Source organism: Streptomyces sp. MBT53 (genome assembly GCF_016654115.1).
GTDB lineage: Bacteria > Actinomycetota > Actinomycetes > Streptomycetales > Streptomycetaceae > Streptomyces.
Map to the genome: position 1 here is coordinate 1 of NZ_JAEQAZ010000154.1, position 20,824 is coordinate 20,824.

Genomic DNA, 20,824 nt, shown 5'->3' on the forward strand with positions numbered 1-20,824 from the left:
CGGGTTCCACTGGCCGTACGCCCCGCCCGAACCGGCCTGCCCCTGCGGGGCGTACGGCGAAGCGGGGCCGCCCGGAGTGTTCGGCGTGTTGGGGGTGGGCGGCGCACCCGGGGTCTGGGGGACGCCCGGGGTGTTCGGGGTGCCCGGAGTGGGCCGGCCCGCGGGCGTGTAGCCCCCGAGGGCGGCCGCGGGCCGGTCACCGTACGGCGCGGGGCTCTGGTGGGTGGCCCCGGGGCCACCGCCTCCCGGTGTCCCCGAGCCGTAGGGACCGCTGTCCACGACGTATCCGGGCGGCCCGCCCTGGACCTGGCCCTGTGGTCCGGCAGGGACCTGACCCGGAGGCCCTCCAGCGACTTGGCCCGGCGGCCCGAAGTCGGCGTTGCCCGGCGGTCGTTCGGGGGTGGACCAGCCGACCGGTGCCGGGCCGAAGCCCTCCGGCATCGGTGTGTGCCCCGGGATCGGACCGGCCGACAGCGCGACCCGCTCCAGACCGTGCGCCGCCGTCTCCGGCGTGGACCTCAGGACCGGGTCCTTGACCAGCAACCCCTGGAGCACGGGCGCCAGTTCGCCCGCGCGGACGGCGGGTGTGGGCTCCTCGCCGAGCAGGGCGGTGAGGGTCGCGTAGTCGCCGTGGCGGTCGAAGGGGCCGCGGCCCTCGACGGCGGCGTACAGCGTGGCGCCCAGGGAGAACAGATCGGCGGCCGGGGTGGGCGGCTCGCCGCGGGCCCGCTCGGGGGCGAGGTAACCGGGTGTGCCGAGGATGCCGGCGGTCGCGGTGAGGCGGGGTTCGCGGGACTCGGGCTGGAGCGCGATGCCGTAGTCGGTGAGCAGCACGCGCGCGTAGGGATCGCCCGAAGCGTTCGGCGCCAGAAGGATGTTGGCCGGTTTCACATCCCGGTGCAGGATGCCGATGCGGTGTCCGGCGGTGAGCGCGTCGAGGACGGCGAGGCCGATGCGGGCGACCTGTGCGGGCGGCAGCGGGCCGGAGCGGCGGACGACCGCCTGGAGGTCGACGCCGTCGGGAACGTACTCCATGACGATCCAGGGCAGGCCCTCGTGGATCACCACGTCGTGCACGGTCGCCACATGCGGGTGGCCGCGCAGCCGGGCGGCGTGCCGGGCCTCGCTGCGGGCCCGCGCGATGCGGTGCGCGGGCTCGCTCGCGTCCCTCGGGACGTCCGGCAGCGAGATCTCCTTGATGGCGACCTCGCAGGCCAACTCCTCGTCGTACGCGAGCCATACGCGGCCCATGCCGCCCGCGCCGAGCGTGCGCAGCAGTCGATAGCGTCCGTTGACGATCCTGCCTTCACCCTGCTCCGGCGTATCCCCGGCCATCACGCCTCCCCCGAGACGGCGCGCCTCCCCCGAGGACGCGTGGAACCTGTCTCCGAAGGTAGCCTCGCACCCGCCACTGACAAGAGGGCTTTTCCGTACCAATCCCACCGATCTCGCCGGACGGCGACACAGGCGGCTCAGTGGTGCGGGCAGGCCTCAGGCGTGACGGGCGCGGGCTCGGCGCGAGGCGGAACGATCGGCGGAACGCGAGGCGGGCCGATCGGTGAACGGGCCGCCGCGGGCGGTCAGTCGACGGGCTCCAGGAACCCCTGTTCCACCAACAGCCGGATCTGCGCGGGCGTCCGGTCGCGGAGCAGGACCGGGTCCTCGCCGACGAGTTGGGCGATCGCGTCGAGGATGCGGCCCGCGCTCAGGCTGCCGTCGCAGACGCCGGCGAAGCCCGCGCCGACCGTGTCGACCTTGGTCGCCCGGCGCATCCCGCGGTGCTGGCGCAGCACGACGTGCTCGGGGTCCTCGGCGCCGGGCAGACCGACCTGTTCCTGGATGACCTCGGCGGCGAGCCTGAAGTGGGCGGCGAGCAGGGCCGCGTCGTCGAGGGCACGCAGCCGGTCGACGCGGTCGAAGTGCGCGCGCACGGTGTCGCCGAGCGGCTGCTCGATCGAGTGCGGCCACTCCTCGACGGTGATCGAGGGTGCGTCAGATCCCGTCCTGCGCAGTGTGATCCAGCCGAAGCCGACGCCCTTGACCTTGCGCGCCTCGAACTCGTCGAGCCACGCGTCGTAGAGCGCCTCGTACGCGGCCGGGTCGCCCCGGTGGTCGCCGGCGTCCCTGAGCCACAGCTCGGCGTACTGCGTGACGTCCTGGACCTCGCGCTGCACGATCCACGCGTCGCAGCCGCGCGGCACCCACGACCTGAGCCGGTCCTGCCAGTCCTCCCCCTCCACGTGCTGCCAGTTGGCGAGGAACTGCGCGAATCCGCCCTCGCGCAGCCGGTCCCCCGCCTGCTGAACGAGCGACCGGCACAGATCGTCCCCGCCCATCCCTCCGTCGCGGTAGGTCAGTCGGGCGCCGGGCGAGATCACGAAGGGCGGGTTCGAGACGATCAGGTCGTACGTCTCGTCGTCGCGGACCGGGTCGAAGAGGGAGCCCTCGCGGAGGTCGGCCGCCGGGGCGCCGGAGAGCGCCAGGGTGAGCGCGGTGATGTGCAGGGCGCGCGGGTTGACGTCGGTGGCCGTCACGCGTGTGGCGTGCTGGGCCGCGTGCAGCGCCTGGATGCCGGAACCGGTGCCGAGGTCGAGCGCGGCGGCCACCGGCGTCCGTACGGTGATGCCCGCGAGGGTCGTGGACGCGCCGCCCACCCCGAGGACGACGCCTTCCTCCCGGCTGCCGATGCCGCCGGCCCCGCCGACCGCGCATCCGAGGTCGGAGACGATGAACCAGTCCTCGCCGCCCGGTCCGCCGTAGGGCCGTACGTCCACGGTCGCGGCGACCTCGTCGCCGCCCACGGACGTCAGCCAGCCGCTCTCCACGCACGCGTCGACGGGCAGGACGTCCGCCACGCGTGCGTGCGGGACGGGCTGCTGGAGCAGGAACAGGCGGACCAGGGTCTCCAGCGGGGTGTCGCCCCGGGTCGCGCGGAGGGCCGGCACGGTCTCGCTGCGGGCCAGCGCCGCGTACGCGGGGGCGCCGAGCAGGTCGAGCAGTCCGTCGGCGGTGAAGGAGGCGCCGAGCAGGGCGTCCCGGAGCAGGGCGGCGACCTCCGGGCGGTCGGTTGCGGGCAGCGTGGGCAGGGTGGAGTTACTCACGCCCCCATTGTGGCCGCTCCGGCCGACAACGTGCCCGCGCGTGCGAAGGCCCCGGCACGCACGCGTACCGGGGCATCTTTCAGTCACTGAAAGATCGCTGCCTACAGGAGGCGCCGTTCACCGAGCGAGGTCAGGTGGTCCCGGTCGAGGCCGACGCGGACGCCGACTTGCAGGCCTCCTGCTTGGTCATGGCCTTGCCGACATCGCCCTCTTCGAGGGTCTTCAGGGCGTCGTTCCCGCTGGTGCTGAGCTTGTCCAGCGAGGTCGCGATGCCCTTGAGGCCGTCCGCGAACTTCGCCTGGTCCTTGACGTCGAGCCCGTCGACCTGCTTCTTCAGGGCGGCGTACGACGCGGAGATGTCGTTGAGCTCCTTGACGGCGTTCTGCTGCTTCGTGGCGCCGTTGTCGACGTCCGGCGCCCCGGCGCTGTTCACGGCGGCCCCGATCGCCTTGTAGGCGTCGGACATGTCCTGGAAGGCCTGCGAGTCGGTCTGCCGGACCTGCTCCGGGGTGCTGTTGTCCGAGGTCTCCTTCTGGATCGCCGTGTTGGCGGCCTCGATCTTCTTCGCCTGCGGCTGCACCGCGACGCAGACCTGCTTGGCCCAGGTGTCCAGCTTGGCGTCCGTGTCGTCGCCGCTGCCACCGCATCCCGACAGCGCCAGTACCAGTACCGCACCGCCGGACAGTGCGACCGCGAGCTTCTTGTTCACCGGATTGGTCCCTTCCATGGCTCTCGGCCCCGGAACATACACGGCGCACAGGCCGCACCCCCGAGCCCGAGGACCGATACAAACGCTTTTGGGACCATTTGCACCAAGCGAGAGAAGGCTCACGGCGAGGCCCTGAACACATACAGAACGGGCGGGCGACGCCCACAACTCGCGCCGCCCGCCCGCCGGTTGAGCGGGACCTCGCAAGGCCCCCCGAACCGGGCCCCGTAGGACCGCCTACGAAACCACCGCGGGGTCCGCCTTCTTGGTCACCCGCTCGGCGTCGTCCTCGTCCCCGACGGCGATCCCGCGCCGCTTGGAGATGTACACCGAGGCCGCGATCACCAGGAACGCGAGCACCGCGATCGTGATGCGCACCCCGATGTTCTTGTCGTCGCCGTAGCTGAACTTGATGACCGCGGGCGCGATGAGCAGCGCGACGAGGTTCATCACCTTCAGCAGGGGGTTGATGGCCGGACCGGCGGTGTCCTTGAACGGGTCGCCGACCGTGTCGCCGATCACCGTGGCGGCGTGGGCCTCGCTGCCCTTGCCGCCGTGGTTGCCGTCCTCGACGAGTTTCTTCGCGTTGTCCCAGGCGCCGCCCGAGTTCGCGAGGAAGACCGCCATCAGCGTGCCGGTGCCGATCGCGCCCGCGAGGAACGAGCCGAGCGCGCCGACGCCGAGAGTGAACCCGACCGCGATCGGCGTGAGCACGGCGAGCAGACCGGGCGTGGCCAGTTCGCGCAGCGCGTCCTTGGTGCAGATGTCGACGACGCGCCCGTACTCCGGTGTCTCGGTGTAGTCCATGATCCCGGGGTGCTCGCGGAACTGCCGCCGCACCTCGTAGACCACGGCCCCCGCGGACCGCGAGACCGCGTTGATCGCGAGCCCCGAGAACAGGAAGACGACCGCGGCGCCCACGATGAGCCCCACCAGGTTGTTGGGCTGGGAGATGTCCATCATGAGGTTGAGTGGCGCGCCCGGTCCCGAGATCTTCTCGCCGACGTCGTTGGCGGCGGTGAGGATCGCGTCGCGGTACGACCCGAAGAGCGCCGACGCTGCCAGGACGGCGGTGGCGATGGCGATGCCCTTCGTGATGGCCTTGGTGGTGTTGCCCACCGCGTCCAGGTTGGTGAGCACCTGCGCGCCCGCACCCTCGACGTCGCCGGACATCTCCGCGATGCCCTGCGCGTTGTCGGAGACCGGCCCGAAGGTGTCCATGGCGACGATCACACCCACCGTGGTGAGCAGCCCGGTGCCGGCCAGCGCCACCGCGAACAGCGCCAGCATGATCGAGGCACCGCCCAGCAGGAACGCGCCGTAGACGGCGAGACCGATCAACAGGGCGGTGTAGACGGCCGATTCGAGGCCGAGCGAGATGCCCGCGAGGATGACGGTGGCCGGGCCGGTGAGCGAGGTCTTGCCGATGTCCATCACGGGACGGCGGTTCGTCTCGGTGAAGTAGCCGGTCAGCTGCTGGATCAGGGCGGCGAGCACGATGCCGATGGCCACGGCGACGAGCGCGAGGATCCGCGGATCGCCGTCCTTGACCTTGATCGCCGCGTCGGTGACGCCGTCGAGGTCGGCGTACTTCGACGGCAGATAGACGAAGACCGCGACCGCCACCAGCACGAGCGAGATCACCGCGGAGATGAAGAAACCCCGGTTGATCGCGGACATGCCGCTGCGGTCGGACCGGCGTGGCGCCACCGCGAAGATGCCGATCATGGCGGTGATCACACCGATCGCCGGCACGAGCAGCGGGAAGGCCAGTCCGGAGTCGCCGAAGGCCGCCTTGCCGAGGATCAGCGCGGCGACCAGCGTCACGGCGTACGACTCGAAGAGGTCGGCCGCCATGCCCGCGCAGTCGCCGACGTTGTCGCCCACGTTGTCGGCGATGGTCGCGGCGTTGCGCGGGTCGTCCTCCGGGATGCCCTTCTCGACCTTGCCGACCAGGTCGGCGCCGACGTCGGCGGCCTTGGTGAAGATGCCGCCGCCGACCCTCATGAACATGGCGATGAGGGCGGCACCGAGGCCGAATCCCTCCAGCACCTTCGGCGCGTCGGCCGCGTACACCAGCACCACGCAGGAGGCGCCGAGCAGACCGAGCCCCACCGTGAACATGCCGACGACGCCGCCCGTGCGGAAAGCGATCTTCATGGCTTTGTGCGAGACGGCGGTGAGATCCTTTTCGGGCTCACCCTCCGCCGGGGTCGCTTCCCGGGCCGCCGCGGCGACACGGACATTACTGCGTACGGCGAGCCACATGCCGATATAGCCGGTGGTCGCCGAGAACACCGCGCCGATCAGGAAGAAGATCGATCGTCCGGCGCGCTGATTCCAGTCGTCCGCGGGCAGCAGCAGAAGCAGGAAGAAAACGATCACGGCGAATACGCCGACCGTGCGCAACTGCCGTCCCAGATAGGCGTTCGCGCCCTCCTGGACCGCTGCCGCGATCTTCTTCATGCTGTCCGTGCCCTCGCCGGCGGCGAGCACCTGGCGGACCAGGATGCCCGCGACCACGAGCGCTGCCAGCGCCACGAGGCCGATCACCATCACGAGGATGCGGTTGTCGTGGGTCAGGACTGCGGCTGCGAAGGTTGTGGGGTGGTCAAACTGCTGAGGGGTAGAAAGCCCCGCCATTCGTCCTCCTTGACGCCTGTGCTGAGCTCAAGATGTGGACGGATTGTAGGTACCGGAACCTGATCAAAACAGTGCGCGGCAAACGGAATTGGCCTTCGCATAGTAATGCCTTAAAAGCATTGGCGCTTGATCAAATCATCGGGCAGCGGGCGGGGCATTGATCGTGAATTGATTCACGAATTCCAGCGCGCCGAGAATGGGCACTCGCGGTACCCTCCCGGAAATGCCGAAGGGCCCTGCTCAGCAGGGCCCTTCGGCTGTGGTGTGCGGCGGTTTTCAGGAAAGCGGCGCGGCCGGCGGTGTCGTCGGCCACGTCATACGGATCGATCCGCCGTGCTCCCCCGCGGTGACCTCGACGTCGTCGACGAGCCCGCTGATGACAGCGAGACCCATCTCGTCCTCCTCGGTCTCCGCGTCCGGATCCTCGCCCAGCGCCCCGGGCGCCTTGTCGCCGGGAGCCGAGCGTGGTGCCTCGTCGCCGACCTCGATGGAGAACTGCTTCTCCTCCTCGATCAGCAGCACCTTCACCGGGGCGGTGATCCCACTGCTCTGGTGCAGCCCGACCGCGCGGGTGCAGGCCTCGCCGACGGCGAGTCTCACCTCGTCGAGTACGGCCTCGTCCACTCCGGCCCTGCGCGCCACCGCTGCCGCCACCAGTCGGGCGGTCCTGACGTGCTCGGGCAGCGCGCTGAAGCGGAGTTCAACGGTGGCCATGCATCCCCCTCGGGACTACGGGCGTGCTGTCGGAGGGCCGGGCTGCCGAAAGCCCGGACCACCGGTCGTCTATACGGCCGATCGGGGAGCGGTCGTTCACCGCTCCCTGAACGGTCGGTCAGTCGGTGGCCGCCACCGCTTCCTCGACCGAGGTGTGAATCGGGAACACCTTGGTGAGGCCGGTGATACGGAAGATCTTCAGAATGCGCTCCTGGTTGCAGACCAGGCGCAGCGAGCCCTCGTGGGCACGCACCCGCTTCAGGCCGCCGACCAGCACACCGAGCCCGGTGGAGTCGAGAAAGTCGACGCCCTCCATGTCGACGACGAGGTGGAAACTCCCGTCGTTCACCAGCTCGACCAGCTGTTCGCGCAACTTGGGCGCGGTATATACGTCGATTTCTCCACCGACCTCGACGACCGTACGATCGCCGACGGTACGGGTCGACAGGGACAGGTCCACGGATCCTCCAGCACCTTGCTATCGAGCGGTCATCCCATGGGACACCTCGGCAGAGCCCCCAGGACGGTTCGCCAGCCGCGATGGCATTCAATCACTTACCGCAGGGCGTGCACGACGCCTTGGCTCCATTGTCCGTCACGCCAGTGACACACTCGGTGCCGATGGCCAAGAATCAGCGATCCGATCGACCCTCGGCGAACCCCGTGTCCGGGCTCTCGCCGGGCACGGTTCTGGACCGGCTCGCGTCCGGACCGAGCCGGGCTTCGCGCATCACTCATACGGAGCACTTGCCCCCACGTGAGGGCCGCCATGCCGTCTGGCCTGACCGGATTCGCGCGGAGGTGATCGCCACCGTCCAGGAAGCCGGTATCGAACACCCCTGGGCCCACCAGGCACAGGCCGCCGAGCACACCCTCGACGGCGAGTCAGTGATCGTTGCCACAGGCACCGCCTCGGGCAAGTCGCTGGCTTATCTGGTACCGGTCCTCTCGGCCCTCCTCGACGGCTCCGAAGCACCCAACGGCCGCGGCACCACCGCCCTCTACCTGGCCCCCACAAAAGCCCTGGCAGCCGACCAGCTCCGCTCTGTGAAGGAACTTTCACAACCGCTGGGCAATGCAGTTCGCCCGGCCGTGTACGACGGCGACACTCCGTTCGAGGAGCGCGAGTGGGTTCGCCAGTACGCCAACTACGTGCTGACCAACCCCGACATGCTCCACCGGGGCATATTGCCCTCGCACCCGCGCTGGTCCTCCTTCCTGAAGTCCCTGAAGTACGTCGTCATCGACGAGTGCCACACCTACCGGGGCGTCTTCGGCTCCCACGTCGCCCAGGTACTGCGCCGCCTGCGCCGCCTCTGCGCCCGCTACGGCTCCTCCCCCGTCTTCCTCCTCGCCTCCGCGACCGCCGCCGAGCCCTCGGTCGCCGCCCGCCGCCTCACCGGCCTCCCGGTGGTCGAGGTCGCCGACGACGCCTCACCGCGCGGTGAGTTGGTGTTCGCCCTCTGGGAGCCCCCGCTCACCGAACTGCACGGCGAGAAGGGCGCCCCGGTCCGCCGCACCGCCACCGCCGAGACCGCCGACCTGCTGACCGACCTCACCGTCCAGGGCGTCCGCTCGGTGGCCTTCGTACGGTCCCGGCGCGGCGCCGAGCTGATCGCGCTGATCGCCCAGGAACGCCTCGCCGAGGTCGACCGCTCACTGGCCCGCCGGGTCGCCGCCTATCGGGGCGGCTACCTCCCCGAGGAGCGCCGCGCCCTCGAACGCGCCCTCCACTCCGGCGAGTTGCTGGGCCTCGCCGCCACCACCGCCCTCGAACTCGGCATCGACGTCTCCGGCTTGGACGCCGTCCTCATCGCCGGCTACCCCGGAACCCGTGCCTCCCTGTGGCAGCAGGCGGGCCGTGCAGGACGCTCCGGCCAGGGCGCCCTGGCCGTCCTGGTGGCCCGCGACGACCCCCTGGACACGTTCCTCGTCCACCACCCGGAGGCCCTCTTCGACCAGCCCGTGGAATCCACGGTCCTGGACCCGGACAACCCGTACGTCCTGGCCCCCCACCTGTGCGCGGCGGCGGCCGAACTACCGCTGACCGAAGAGGACTTGGACCTCTTCGGCCCCGCCACGGCGGACCTGCTGCCGCAGCTGGAGGCCGCGAAACTGCTCCGCCGCCGGGCGAAGGCCTGGCACTGGACGCGCCGGGAACGGGCCGCCGACCTCACCGACATCCGCGGCGGGGGCGGAAGCCCGGTCCAGGTCGTCGAGAACGGCACGGGCCGCCTCCTGGGCACGGTGGACGAGTCCGCCTCCCACGCGACCGTCCACGAGGGCGCGGTCCACCTCCACCAGGGCCGCACGTACCTGGTGCGCTCCCTGGACCTGGAGGACTCGGTGGCCCTGGTCGAGGAGGCCAACCCCCCGTACTCGACGGTCGCCCGCGACACGACAGCCATCTCCGTCCTGGAGACGGACATCGAACTCCCCTGGGGCCAGGGCAGGTTGTGCTACGGCTCCGTCGAAGTCACCAACCAGGTCGTCTCCTTCCTCCGCCGACGTGTCATCACCGGCGAAGTCCTCGGCGAGTCGAAACTCGACCTCCCTCCTCGTACGCTGCGCACCCGCGCCGTGTGGTGGACGGTCACCGAGGACCAGCTCGACGCCGCCCGCATCAACCCCGAGATCCTCGGCGGCGCCCTGCACGCCGCCGAACACGCCTCGATCGGCATGCTCCCCCTCTTCGCCACCTGCGACCGCTGGGACATCGGCGGAGTCTCGGTCCCCCTCCACCCCGACACGCTGCTGCCGACGGTCTTCGTCTACGACGGCCATCCCGGCGGCGCGGGCTTCGCCGAGCGCGCCTTCCACACCGCCCGCGCCTGGCTCACCGCCACCCGCCAGGCCATCGCCTCCTGCGAGTGCGAGGCCGGCTGCCCGTCCTGCATCCAGTCCCCCAAGTGCGGCAACGGCAACGAGCCGTTGCACAAACGGGGGGCGGTGCGGTTGCTCACGGAGCTGCTGCGGGAGGCGCCGATGCCGGAGGGAGCGGCGCAGGTGCAGGTACGGGAGGCGCCGGTGCAGGAGGGAGCGGTGCAGGTGCGGGAGGGGGAGGTGCCGGTCCCGGAGAAAGAGGCGCGGGTGCCGGAGGCAGCACCGGCCCCGCGGGTCCCGCCCGCGCCCTGACCTCCGCCGCGAAGGGTCCCAGGCCGGCCGCCGCCGTCACGTCCGACGTCTCCCCCACGACCGCGCACCGCACCAGCCGCGTCCCCTGCGCCCGCGCCACCCGCTCTGCCTGCGCGCAAGCGCCCGTACCGCCGTCCGCCCAGTGGTCGGCCGCCGCGAGGGCCGCGAGATCCGCACCGCCGGCCGCGCGATGCCGGGCCACGACGGCCTGCCCCAGGGCGAGCACGATGCCGAACACGACGCACATCACGGCCATCGCCCCGAGGCTCCAGACGGTGGCGGACCCACGGTCCGACTCCCGGCCCGGGTGACGGAGTCTCAGGCGCCCCAGCGCGGGCATACGGCACCTCACGGCCCCGCCCTCCCCTCTCCCACCGTCTCCTCCGCCACCGCCACGGCCTCCTCCCGCACCTCGAAGGGCAGCCCGCTCAGCACCGGTGGCTTGGCGACCACGACCACATGGACCTGGTCGCCCTCCCGGGAGACCGTGACCCTCGCGTCACGCGGTGCCGTGTCCTGGGCCACCCGGACGACCGCGTCGGCGGGATCCTGCCGAGCCGCCGCACGGGCGCCGGACCGCGCCGCGTCCACGCACTGGATCTGCGCGGCCACCACCAGCAGCCCCCACACCAGCGCCATGGCGAACATCACCAGCACGGGCAGGACCACGGCCGCCTCCGCCGTCACGAATCCCCCGTCGCCGCCCCGGCGTTCACACCTTCGCATCGAGGGCCCGCTTCACGATGTCCTGGAGTTCCGTGCTGACCGCTCCGCTGGTCACCACCTTGTAGAGCACCACGGCGAACGCCACCGCTGCGACCAGTCCCATCGCGTATTCAGCCGTTGCCATACCGGCGTCCCGGCGCGCGGCGCGGAGTTGCGCCCGTACCCGTACCGCTCGGACCACCCGTACCGCCGCTGCCCGTACTCCCTGCACTGCCTTGTACATCTCAACCCCCGTGAGGTTCCTGTCGGTTCAGTTACTTGATTGCTTGGCTGCTTGATTGCTTGGCTGCTTGATTGCCTGGTTGTTGAATCAGCCGCCCCCTCCCGTCACCCCGCCCGCGAGCCCGATCACCACGGGCAGCACTCCGACCGCGATGAACGCGGGCAGGAAGCACAGCCCCACCGGTGCGGTGATCAGGACGGCCGCCCGCCGGGCCCGTGCCGTCGCGGTGCGGGTCCAGTCGGCGCGGGCCTCCGCCGCGAGCCGTGCGACAGGTCCGGCGGCGGGGAGCCCCGACTCGTCGGCCCGTTCGAGCAGCCTGGCCAGCGGGCCGGCGCCCGGGAGCGCGGCCAACCTCCGCCAGGCGTCGGCCGGTTCGCCGCCGAGCCGCACCTCCGCCGCCGCACGCGCCAGCCGTTCCCCCACCGGTCCCGCCAACGCCTCGCCCACGGCCTGGGCGGCGATCACCGGAGAGGCCCCGGCGGCGATACAGGCGGCCAGCAGATCGGCGGCGAGGGGGAGTTGGCGTGCGGCGGTGGCCGCGTCGCGCTCGGCGCCGGTGTCGTCGGCCACCTGCCTACGGCGCCACCACCACAGCGCGAGTGCGACAGCCCCGCCCACGACGACTCCGGCGATCCCTCCGACCAACACCCACCCGGCACCCACGACGCCCACCACGGGCAACCACCGCCGAGCGGCATCCCGAGCCTCGAACCGCCGCCCGGCGAGGGGCACTTCGCGAGCCTCCCGACCCTCCCGAATCTCGCGAGCCTCCCGAGGCAGCAGCCCGGCCAGCCGTCGCCGACCCCTCCGAGCCCGCCGCCACGCGTCCAGCCTCCGCACCGACCACGCCACGGCCAGCACCACCCCCAGGGCCACCCCCAGCCTGTGGACAACTTCCGTACTCACGCGACCTCCCTTCTCCGACGCCGACACCCAGCGACCCCGCCTGCTCCGCTCACGCCGCCTCCACCCCGCCCACGATCCGCAGCGCCCACCACATCCCCAGGCCCTCCAGCAACCCCCCGACCACCAGGCACCCCAGCCCCGCCCCGCTGTGCAGCAGCACCCGCAACGGATCGGCGCCCATCGCCGCGCCGAGCAGCAGCCCGAGCACCGGCAGGCCGGCGAGCATCACGGCGGTGGCCCGTGCTCCGGCCAACTGGGCGCGCAGATCGGCCCGTTGGTCGCGGTCCGCGCGCAACGCCCCTTCGAGCCGGTCGAGTCCCGCGGCGAGTCCGGCTCCCTGGTCCACGGCGACCCGCCAGCACGCGGCGAGCCCCAACAGGCCGTCCGCGCCCGGCTGTCGGGCCGCCGAGGTGAGCGCACCCGGTACGTCCCCGCCGAACCGCGCCGCCGCCAGCACCGCGGCCTGTGCCTCCCCGAGCCCCTCGGAGTCGAGCGCGGCCCGCAGCAACGCCTCGCCCGGCTGCCGCCCCGCGCGCACCTCCCCGGCCAGCGCCGAGCACAGCGCGATCACCGCGTCCCCTCGCGACTCCCGCGCCCGCCGGGCCTCCCCGGCCAGCCGCACCCGTCGTAGCAACGGCACTCCGACCGCCCCCGCGACGACCGGAACCAGCGAAGCCCCCAGTACCGCCACCACCAGTCCGACGCCCAGTGACCACCACTCGGCCCGCAACCGGCCCCGGATCCGGCGCAGTTCGTCGGCGGCCCGCTCCCACGAAGGCGGTCCTACACCCACCGCCTCGCCGCCGGCGAACAGCAACTGTGCCCGCCGCGCCCCGGACCGCCGCCCGCCCATCTGCCAGACCAGGGCCCCGACACACACCGCGGCCGCCCCGACCGACATCTCACCCGTTCCCACGTCCATCACCACTCCCGTTCGCCGTCACCCGTCCCGCACTGGATCCCCGTCAACTCCCTTCGCCCGCACCCCGGATCAACTCCCGCAACCGCTCCCACCCCCGCTCGTACGCGAACGCCTCCGCGCCCCACCGCAGCGCCGGTACCGTGCGCACCAGGCCCGACGGGTCCCGTTCCAGAACGTGGACCTCGGCGATCCGGCGCCGCCCGGCCCGGTCCCGTACGAGGTGCAGGACCACCGACAGGGCCGCCGCCAACTGGCTGTGCAGCGCGGCCCGGTCGAGGCCCGCAGCCGTACCCAGGGCCTCCAGGCGGGCCGGGACATCGGCCGCGGCGTTCGCGTGGACGGTTCCGCAGCCGCCCTCGTGGCCCGTGTTGAGCGCGGCGAGGAGGGCGACGACCTCGGGTCCTCGCACCTCGCCGACGACGAGCCGGTCCGGCCGCATGCGGAGGGCCTGGCGGACCAGGTCCTGGAGGGTGACGAGGCCGGCGCCCTCCTGGTTGGCGGGTCTGCTCTCCAGCCGTACGACGTGCGGATGGTCCGGCTTCAGCTCCGCCGAGTCCTCGGCGAGCACGATCCGCTCGCCCGGCCCGACCAGCCCCAGCAGCGCGCTCAGGAGTGTCGTCTTGCCGCTGCCTGTGCCGCCGCTGATCAGGAAGGAGAGCCGGGCCTCGATCACGGCCCGCAGGATCCGGTCACCGCCCGGCGGGACCGTGCCCGCCGCGACCAGTTCGCCGAGCGTGAAGGCGCGCGGTCGTACGACACGGAGCGAGAGGCAGGTGCAGCCGACGGCGACCGGGGGCAGTACGGCGTGCAGGCGGGTCCCGTCGGGGAGCCGGGCGTCGGCCCAGGGCCGTGCGTCGTCCAGTCGGCGTCCGGCCACCGCGGCCAGGCGCTGTGCGAGGCGTCGTACGGCCGCCGCGTCCGGGAAGGTGACGGCGGTCAGTTCCAGGCCGCCGCCCCGGTCGACCCACACCTGGTCCGGGGCCGACACGAGCACGTCGGTGACCGAGGGGTCGGCGAGCAGCGACTCCAGTGGCCCGCTGCCCACCAGCTCGGACCTCAACTGCTCGGCCGCGCCGAGGACTTCGGCGTCCCCCAGCACCCGCCCCTGCTCCCGCAGCGCCTGCGCCACCCGCGCGGGCGTCGGCTCACCCCCGCTCTCGGCCAGCCACCGCCGCACACCGTCGAGCATCCCGACGGGCATGCCCGGGGCCGGACCGCTCCCCACCAGCTCGCTCATACGCCACCCGCCTCGACCAGCGCCCGCTCCCAGAACTCCCGGCAGAACCGCGCCAGTGGCCCCCGTCCGGCCGCCCCCGGCGGCGACTTGCCGTCGTGCGGCCGCAACAGGCCCGATTCGAGCGGGACTTCGCCCGCCAGCGGCAGTCCAAGCAGGCGGGCCACCTCCCGGTCGTCGAGGCCGGGGGCGTACGGCCCGCGGACGGCCACGCGGAGATCGCGCAGGACCATGCCGACGGCGGACGCGACCCGGCCGGCCGCGGCGACGGCGCGGAGTTCGGCGGGGACCACCAGGAGGCCGACGTCGAGTTGGGCGAGGGTCTCGGCGACGCCGTCGTCGATGCGGCGCGGCAGGTCGACGACGACCGTGCCACCGCGCCTTCTGGCCGCGGCGAGCACCGCGCGGACGGCCTGCGGCGGGACGGCGACGCAGTCGCCGCGGTCCCAGCTGAGCACCCGGAGCGAGTGGAGTTCGGGGAGGGACTCCTCCAGGGCGCCGCCGCCGACCCGGCCGCGCGAGGCGGCGAACGCGGGCCAGCGCAGGCCCTCCGCGCTCTCCCCGCCGAGGAGTACGTCGAGTCCGCCGCCGAGCGGATCCGCGTCCACCAGGAGGGTGCGCAGTCCCTCCCGCGCGGAGGTGACGGCGAGGGCGCACGCGAGCGTGGACGCCCCGGCCCCGCCGCGGCCCCCGATGACGCCGACGGTGAGGGCGGGGCGGCCGACGCCCTCGGCCACGTCGGCGATGCGGTCGACGAGCCACTGCTCGCCGTCGGGCAGCATCAGGACGTGGTCGGCGCCGATCTCGACGGCCCGCCGCCAGACCCCGGAGTCGTCCTGGTCCCGGCCGACCAGCACCACCCCGTTGCGGCGGACGGCCCCGCGCACCCGTCGTGCCGCGTCGTCGCCGACCAGGACGAGCGGCGCCGTCTCCCAGCCGCCCCGGCGCTCCGGGACCCCGGGATGGACCTCGGGTGTCGCGCCGGCCGCCGCGCACAGGCGCAGCAGGTCGTCGAGGAGTTCGGCGTCCTCGGTGACGATCAGCGGTCCGCCCTGCCGTCCGCCGGCGGCGGGTGGCGGATCGTGTGTGACAGTTCCGGCCATTCTTTCCATCCCCCATCGATGTGTCTCTCGCGTGACCCCTGCGGTCCCGCCATTCCCAAACGTGTGAAGAACCGGCGATCGGCCTCCATATGCACGGCCGACAGAAACGGGCCGAACGCGTCCGACAAACGGAACCGGCCATGAACTCGCCGCGAGCGAGGACGCGTTGGAATCACGGTGCGGGCATCACGGAAATCGTGTGGATCTTGGTCGAAAACTGTGGACACCGCAGTGCCTGTGAATATCGCCGTCACCCATACCGGTGACCCCCGTACTGGCCTCTGTGCGAGTTCCGCAGCGCAGCCCGACAACTACGCACGGTGACGGGCTCTGGGTATGAAAAAAGGCGGCCTCGGCCGCCTCGGGTTGGCCTCACGACCACACGCAGGAAGAGAAAACGGGTCCGGACATGCGACGACCCCCACCGGGGGGGAGAGTGGGGGTCGCCTTCACGGCCGACTCGGGGGGGGAGGAGCCGGGCCGCGTTAGCACGGTCGCGAACGATCCGTGACTTCCATGGTGTACCCGAGAGCCCTCTCAGGCAAACCCACGCGCCACACCTTACGCCGAATGGGCTGCGCCTATGCTCTGGGTTGTGGAAAACCACTCCTTGCCCCGCACAGCAGCCTTCTTTGACCTGGACAAGACGGTCATTGCGAAGTCGAGCACGCTCACCTTCGGCAAGTCCTTCTACCAAGGCGGACTGATCAACCGCAGGGCCGCGCTGCGGACCGCCTATGCGCAGTTCGTCTTCCTCGCCGGGGGCGCCGACCACGACCAGATGGAGCGGATGCGCAAGTACCTGTCCTCGCTCTGCCGCGGCTGGAACGTCCAGCAGGTCAAGGAGATCGTCGCCGAGACCCTGCACGACCTGATCGACCCGATCATCTACGACGAGGCCGCATCCCTCATCGAGGAGCACCACCGCGCCGGCCGCGACGTGGTGATCGTGTCCACCTCGGGCGCCGAGGTGGTCGAGCCGATCGGTGAACTCCTGGGCGCGGACCGGGTGGTGGCGACCCGCATGGTGGTGGGCGACGACGGCTGCTTCACGGGCGAGGTGGAGTACTACGCGTACGGCCCGACGAAGGCCGAGGCGATCAAGGAGCTGGCCCAGTCCGAGGGTTACGACCTCGACCGGTGCTACGCCTACAGCGACTCGGCGACCGATGTGCCGATGCTCCAGACCGTGGGCCGTCCCTATGCCGTGAACCCGGACCGCGCGCTGCGCCGCGAGGCCATCGCGCGCGGGTGGCCGATTCTGGACTTCAACCGCCCGGTCCGGCTCAAGCAGCGGCTGCCCACGCTCTCCGTGCCGCCCCGCCCGGCGCTCGTGGTGGCGGCGGCCGTGGGTGCCGCGGCGGCCACGGCGGGGCTCGTCTGGTACGCGAGCCGACGCAAGGCGGCGACCGTTTACGCCGGTTAGTGACCCTTTGAACGCAAAAGTAAAGAAGCGCGGTAAGGGGTTCCGCTTCCTCCGGCGCGGGAGTACAAAGGATTCAACGGCCCGCGAGACCAAGGACATCCGAAAGGATCACCTTAATAACGCATTTGGCCCCACGGACCGCGCATGAACACCGAGCACCCACGCGACGTCGACCCGTCGATTACGGGCCAGCCGCACCAGGTGACGGGCAATGTTCCCGACCTGATGGGCAATATTTCGAGGACGCTTGGTAACCCGGTGGAACATGCCAGCGGCGGTACGAATCCTCGTACCGCCGCAACCCGTAACGGCCCCCTCCGTAGGGGGCCGTTTTCCTGTGTCAGGCGGCTCCGCGCTGCAGCGCCTCGCACACCGCCGTCGACTCGCGCGCACCCAGCTCGACGGCGCGCCCGCAGTGGGTGATCCACGCGGCCATGCCCTCCGGGGTGCCGGAGACATAGCCGTCCAGGGCGGCCAGATAGGCGGCGCGCCCGAGTTCGGCGTGGCCGACCTCCGCCGGGCACACGGACTTCGGGTCGAGACCGCTGCCGATGAGGACGATCCGCTCGGCGGTGCGCGCCACGAGCCCGTTGCGGGAGGTGAAGGGGCGCAGCGCGAGCAGTTCGCCGTGCACGACGGCGGCCGTCACCAGCGCCGGCGCCGAACCGCCCGCGATGATCAGCTCCGAGAGTCCGTCCAGTCGCGCCGAGACCTCGGCCGCACCGGGGAGGGGCAGTTCGACGAGCGGCTCGTCGACCGGCTCGCCCTCCTGGCGGGGCCGTCCGACCTCGCCCTCCTTGCTCGCGGCGGCCACCAGGTGCAGCCGGGCGAGCACCCTGAGGGGCGACTGCCGCCAGATGGACAGGAGTTGGCCCGCCTCGGCGGACAGCCGCAGGGCCGCGCCCACGGTGCGGGCCTCCGGGTCGCCGCTGAAGTCGGTGCGCCGGCGGACCTCTTCGAGTGCCCAGTCGGCCCCGGAGAGCGCGGCGGAGCCACGCGCCCCGCGCAGTGCCGCCTCGGCGGTGATCTCGTTGCTGCGGCGCCGCATGACCCGGTGCCCGTAGACCCGGTCCACGGCTTTGCGCATGGACTCGACGGACTCGGCCACTCCGGGCAGCGTGCCCAGGGCCGCTAGCGGATCGGCGGTCGCACCTGTCGTACTCATGAGTACGACACTAGCCATCCCGGCGGCGCACCCCACGATGGAGTGGTCTTCTTCACGCACACCTGCCACATACAGCTACAGCGCGACTACGCTTCGTGAACATGAAAATTGCTTTCGTCGGGAAGGGCGGCAGCGGAAAGACCACCCTGTCCTCCCTGTTCGTCCGCCACCTCGCGGCCACCGCCCAACCCGTCGTCGCCGTCGACGCGGACATCAACCAGCACCTGGGCCCCGCGCTCGGCCTGGACGAGGCGGAGGCCGCCGCACTGCCCGCGCTGGGCGAGCACCTCCCCCTGATCAAGGACTACCTGCGCGGCAGCAACCCGCGCATCGCCTCCGCCGACACGATGATCAAGACCACCCCGCCCGGCACGGGCTCCCGGCTGCTGCGGGTACGGGAGAACAATCCGGTCTACGACACCTGCGCGCGCTCGGTGGAACTCGACGGCGGCGCCGCCCGTTTGATGGTCACGGGACCTTTCACGGACGCCGACCTGGGGGTCTCCTGCTACCACTCCAAGACGGGAGCGGTGGAGCTGTGCCTGAACCACCTGGTGGACGGGCGCGACGAGTTCGTCGTGGTGGACATGACGGCGGGCTCGGACTCCTTCGCCTCCGGCATGTTCACCCGCTTCGACATCACGTTCCTGGTGGCCGAGCCGACCCGGAAGGGGGTCTCCGTCTATCGCCAGTACAAGGAGTACGCCCGCGACTTCGGGGTCGTCCTGAAGGTCGTCGGCAACAAGGTGCAGGGTCAGGACGACCTCGACTTCCTCCGCGCCGAGGTCGGGGACGACCTGCTGGTGACGGTGGGGCACTCGGACTGGGTGCGCGCCATGGAGAAGGGCCGTCCGCCCCGGTTCGAGCTCCTGGAGGACGTCAACCGCCGCGCCCTGCGCATGCTGGAGATCGCCGCCGACGCGACGTACGAACTGCGCGACTGGGAGCGCTACACACAGCAGATGGTCCACTTCCACCTGAAGAACGCCCGGAGTTGGGGCAACGAGCGCACCGGGGCCGACCTGGCGGCGCAGGTCGACCCCGGGTTCGTGCTCGACGAGAGCATCACCGCCCCGGTGTGAGGCGCACCCTCTCGCGACCCGTTACCGCTTGACCGCCGGCGCCCCGGGCACACCCTTCGGGGCCGGCGCGGGGCGGCCGGTCAGGAAGGACGCCCAGCCCGGCTTCGGCGCCTCGCCGACGTTCAGGGAGCGCAGCTTCGCCAGGGTCCCCGGGTCCTGGGCGTCCAGCCAGTCGGCCAGCTGCCGGAAGGAGACACAGCGCGTCTCCGGCTTGTTGCAGACCTTCTCGATGACCTCGTCGAGGGCACGCATGTAGGTGCCGCCGTTCCAGGACTCGAAGTGGTTGCCGATGACCAGGGGCGCGCGGTTGCCGTCGTAGGCCCGGTCGAAGCCCTTGAGCAGGCCGTCACGCATCTCGTCGCCCCACTGCTCGTACTTGTCGGGGTCGCCCTGGGTCTGCGTGCCGGACTGGTTGACCATGAAGTTGTAGTCCATGGTCAGCTGCTCGTAGGAGTGGCCGGGGAAGGGGACGAGCTGCATGGACAGGTCCCACAGCCCCTCCTTCTTCTTGGGCCAGATCTGGTCGTTGACCCCGCTGGTGTCGTAGCGGAAGCCCAACTGGCTCGCCGCCTTCATGAAGTTGGCCTGGCCCTCCAGGCAGGGCGTGCGGGCGCCGACGAGTTCCTTGTCGTAGTCGAAGGGCAGTGAAGACGCCTTCTTCATCCCGGAGTTGGTCTTCCAGGTCTTCACGAACTGCTTCGCCTGGGCGATCTCGCTCTTCCACTCGGCGACCGACCACTCGCCGACCCCGCCGTTCTTGCCGCAGAAGTGACCGTTGAAGTGGGTGCCGATCTCGTTGCCCTCCAGCCACGCCAGGCGCAGCTGCTTCACGGTGTCGGAGATGCCCTGCTCGTCGTTGAAGCCGATGTCCGAGCTGCCCGGCGAGTGCTCCGGGGGCTTGTAGAGGTCGCGCTTGTCCTCCGGCAGCATGTACACGCCGCTGAGGAAGTACGTCATGTTCGCGTGGTTGGCCTTGGAGACCTTGCGGAAGTGGGAGAACAGCTTCTGGCTGTCCTCGCCCGCGCCGTCGAAGGAGAACACCACGAACTGCGGGGGCTTCTGACCGGGCTTGAGCCGCTCGGGTCTGGGCAGATGCGGCTGCGCCCCGGTGTACGACGTGGAGCCGTCCCCGATCAGGCGGACTCCGTTCCTGGGTGCCGGGGCGGGCGCCGCCTTGTGCGGACCGTTCGCTCCGTGCGGGGAACCGTTGTCACCGATCGCGCAACCGGCGAGCGACGCGGCACAGGCCGCGGCGATCACGGCGCCCGCGGTGATCCTCTGGGTGGCGGCCATGTCCGCCCACCTTCTTCCTTCGTTCGGACCGACGCCGATCAGGGCGTTTTCTGGCGATGTGCCGGGATTCCCGGCAGCGCCGCCAAGGTCGCATGGGGCCGAAGGTGGGATTAGTACGACAAGCCGATGAAATTCTCACTTCACTCTGCGAGGTGACTCATTAACCCATTTGCCCGGAAAGTCTATGCTTGACCTTTACTCTGCATTACGATCCATTTACCGAGCGTTGAGATATCCCGCCGCTGCACGCCGTGACCCACGGCCGCGACCGACCCCCGCCATCGACGGGGACCACCAGTTCCGCGACCGCGCTGCCCCGGAGGAGACGGGAAGACATGTCAGCCTGCGTACCCACCCGCGCCACCGACTCGAACGCCGACCGGACGAAGCGCGCCCCCCAGCCCCACAGCCCACCGCCGCCCCCGCACCGCCGCTTCCGGAT

The 20,824-nt window shown here is 71.4% G+C and carries 17 protein-coding genes and 1 pseudogene; 3 read left to right on the forward strand and 15 right to left on the reverse strand.

The features are described 5' to 3' along the window. The 6 genes from JHN45_RS38170 to bldG form a co-directional block, all read right to left on the reverse strand. The coding region (locus tag JHN45_RS38170) for a serine/threonine-protein kinase (RefSeq protein WP_201054171.1) at positions 1-1,335 on the reverse strand (1,335 nt) is incomplete at its 3' end. Between the two features lie 245 nt (positions 1,336-1,580). Further along, on the reverse strand, positions 1,581-3,101 hold the full coding sequence (locus tag JHN45_RS38175; protein WP_201054172.1) for a class I SAM-dependent methyltransferase: 1,521 nt from the start codon (positions 3,099-3,101) through the stop codon (positions 1,581-1,583). Positions 3,102-3,231: 130 nt separating this feature from the next. Continuing rightward, positions 3,232-3,828, reverse strand: coding sequence for a small secreted protein (locus tag JHN45_RS38180; RefSeq protein ID WP_200716090.1), 597 nt, complete (start codon positions 3,826-3,828; stop codon positions 3,232-3,234). A 219-nt stretch (positions 3,829-4,047) separates the two neighbouring features. Beyond that, entirely contained in the window at positions 4,048-6,453 is a 2,406-nt protein-coding gene (locus JHN45_RS38185; RefSeq protein ID WP_200716091.1) for a sodium-translocating pyrophosphatase, read from the reverse strand. 276 nt (positions 6,454-6,729) lie between these two features. Beyond that, on the reverse strand, positions 6,730-7,167 hold the full coding sequence (locus JHN45_RS38190) for an ATP-binding protein (RefSeq protein WP_200716092.1): 438 nt from the start codon (positions 7,165-7,167) through the stop codon (positions 6,730-6,732). Between the two features lie 118 nt (positions 7,168-7,285). After that, positions 7,286-7,627 (reverse strand): anti-sigma factor antagonist BldG, encoded by a 342-nt coding sequence (gene bldG / locus JHN45_RS38195; RefSeq protein WP_003975386.1) that lies wholly within the window; start codon positions 7,625-7,627, stop codon positions 7,286-7,288. 80 nt (positions 7,628-7,707) lie between these two features. Between bldG and JHN45_RS38200 the strand changes: the two genes are divergently transcribed. After that, positions 7,708-10,302 carry a DEAD/DEAH box helicase gene (locus tag JHN45_RS38200; protein ID WP_236584576.1) on the forward strand — a complete coding sequence of 865 codons (2,595 nt, stop codon included), beginning with the start codon at positions 7,708-7,710 and terminating at the stop codon, positions 10,300-10,302. Here the strand turns inward: JHN45_RS38200 and JHN45_RS38205 are convergent. The 7 genes and pseudogenes from JHN45_RS38205 to ssd form a co-directional block, all read right to left on the reverse strand. Further along, positions 10,238-10,642: pseudogene (locus JHN45_RS38205) on the reverse strand (Rv3654c family TadE-like protein); the annotation flags it as partial. The gene JHN45_RS38200 and the pseudogene JHN45_RS38205 sit on opposite strands and share 65 nt — an antisense overlap. An 8-nt stretch (positions 10,643-10,650) precedes the next feature. Beyond that, on the reverse strand, positions 10,651-11,028 hold the full coding sequence (locus tag JHN45_RS38210) for a TadE family type IV pilus minor pilin (RefSeq protein WP_201054174.1): 378 nt from the start codon (positions 11,026-11,028) through the stop codon (positions 10,651-10,653). Further along, the gene (locus JHN45_RS38215) at positions 11,015-11,251 is read right to left on the reverse strand and encodes a DUF4244 domain-containing protein (RefSeq protein WP_234469942.1); all 237 of its coding nucleotides are present in this window, start codon (positions 11,249-11,251) and stop codon (positions 11,015-11,017) included. Before JHN45_RS38215 ends, JHN45_RS38210 begins: the two co-directional genes overlap by 14 nt. A gap of 87 nt (positions 11,252-11,338) precedes the next feature. After that, positions 11,339-12,157: a type II secretion system F family protein gene (locus JHN45_RS38220; RefSeq protein WP_201054175.1), complete on the reverse strand. Its 819-nt coding sequence runs from the start codon at positions 12,155-12,157 to the stop codon at positions 11,339-11,341. Positions 12,158-12,206: 49 nt separating this feature from the next. After that, positions 12,207-13,079, reverse strand: a complete 873-nt coding sequence (locus JHN45_RS38225; RefSeq protein WP_201054176.1) for a type II secretion system F family protein — start codon at positions 13,077-13,079, stop codon at positions 12,207-12,209. Between the two features lie 43 nt (positions 13,080-13,122). Further along, positions 13,123-14,316 carry a TadA family conjugal transfer-associated ATPase gene (locus JHN45_RS38230; RefSeq protein ID WP_201054177.1) on the reverse strand — a complete coding sequence of 398 codons (1,194 nt, stop codon included), beginning with the start codon at positions 14,314-14,316 and terminating at the stop codon, positions 13,123-13,125. After that, positions 14,313-15,416 (reverse strand): septum site-determining protein Ssd, encoded by a 1,104-nt coding sequence (ssd, locus tag JHN45_RS38235; RefSeq protein ID WP_201054178.1) that lies wholly within the window; start codon positions 15,414-15,416, stop codon positions 14,313-14,315. Before ssd ends, JHN45_RS38230 begins: the two co-directional genes overlap by 4 nt. Before the next feature lie 583 nt (positions 15,417-15,999). On the opposite strand from ssd, the gene JHN45_RS38240 reads away from it, so the two are divergent. Beyond that, the gene (locus tag JHN45_RS38240) at positions 16,000-16,842 is read left to right on the forward strand and encodes an HAD family phosphatase (protein WP_201054179.1); all 843 of its coding nucleotides are present in this window, start codon (positions 16,000-16,002) and stop codon (positions 16,840-16,842) included. Positions 16,843-17,182: 340 nt separating this feature from the next. Here the strand turns inward: JHN45_RS38240 and JHN45_RS38245 are convergent, their stop codons facing one another. Further along, positions 17,183-18,007: an oxidoreductase gene (locus tag JHN45_RS38245; protein WP_201054180.1), complete on the reverse strand. Its 825-nt coding sequence runs from the start codon at positions 18,005-18,007 to the stop codon at positions 17,183-17,185. A gap of 101 nt (positions 18,008-18,108) precedes the next feature. Between JHN45_RS38245 and JHN45_RS38250 the strand changes: the two genes are divergently transcribed. Further along, positions 18,109-19,089, forward strand: a complete 981-nt coding sequence (locus tag JHN45_RS38250; protein ID WP_200717585.1) for an ATP-binding protein — start codon at positions 18,109-18,111, stop codon at positions 19,087-19,089. A 21-nt stretch (positions 19,090-19,110) separates the two neighbouring features. Here the strand turns inward: JHN45_RS38250 and JHN45_RS38255 are convergent, their stop codons facing one another. Further along, positions 19,111-20,382: a hypothetical protein gene (locus JHN45_RS38255; protein WP_201054181.1), complete on the reverse strand. Its 1,272-nt coding sequence runs from the start codon at positions 20,380-20,382 to the stop codon at positions 19,111-19,113. Positions 20,383-20,824 lie beyond the last annotated feature (442 nt).

Coding starts and splice junctions, on each gene's coding strand:
- JHN45_RS38255 (WP_201054181.1), bottom strand. CDS start 20,382: ATGGCCGCCACCCAGAGGATCACCGCGGGCGCCGTGATCGCCGCGGCC.
- JHN45_RS38250 (WP_200717585.1), top strand. CDS start 18,109: ATGAAAATTGCTTTCGTCGGGAAGGGCGGCAGCGGAAAGACCACCCTG.
- JHN45_RS38190 (WP_200716092.1), bottom strand. CDS start 7,167: ATGGCCACCGTTGAACTCCGCTTCAGCGCGCTGCCCGAGCACGTCAGG.
- JHN45_RS38180 (WP_200716090.1), bottom strand. CDS start 3,828: ATGGAAGGGACCAATCCGGTGAACAAGAAGCTCGCGGTCGCACTGTCC.
- JHN45_RS38240 (WP_201054179.1), top strand. CDS start 16,000: ATGCTCTGGGTTGTGGAAAACCACTCCTTGCCCCGCACAGCAGCCTTC.
- JHN45_RS38245 (WP_201054180.1), bottom strand. CDS start 18,007: ATGAGTACGACAGGTGCGACCGCCGATCCGCTAGCGGCCCTGGGCACG.
- JHN45_RS38225 (WP_201054176.1), bottom strand. CDS start 13,079: ATGGACGTGGGAACGGGTGAGATGTCGGTCGGGGCGGCCGCGGTGTGT.
- JHN45_RS38215 (WP_234469942.1), bottom strand. CDS start 11,251: ATGTACAAGGCAGTGCAGGGAGTACGGGCAGCGGCGGTACGGGTGGTC.
- JHN45_RS38200 (WP_236584576.1), top strand. CDS start 7,708: ATGGCATTCAATCACTTACCGCAGGGCGTGCACGACGCCTTGGCTCCA.
- ssd (WP_201054178.1), bottom strand. CDS start 15,416: ATGGCCGGAACTGTCACACACGATCCGCCACCCGCCGCCGGCGGACGG.
- JHN45_RS38185 (WP_200716091.1), bottom strand. CDS start 6,453: ATGGCGGGGCTTTCTACCCCTCAGCAGTTTGACCACCCCACAACCTTC.
- JHN45_RS38230 (WP_201054177.1), bottom strand. CDS start 14,316: ATGAGCGAGCTGGTGGGGAGCGGTCCGGCCCCGGGCATGCCCGTCGGG.
- JHN45_RS38210 (WP_201054174.1), bottom strand. CDS start 11,028: ATGCGAAGGTGTGAACGCCGGGGCGGCGACGGGGGATTCGTGACGGCG.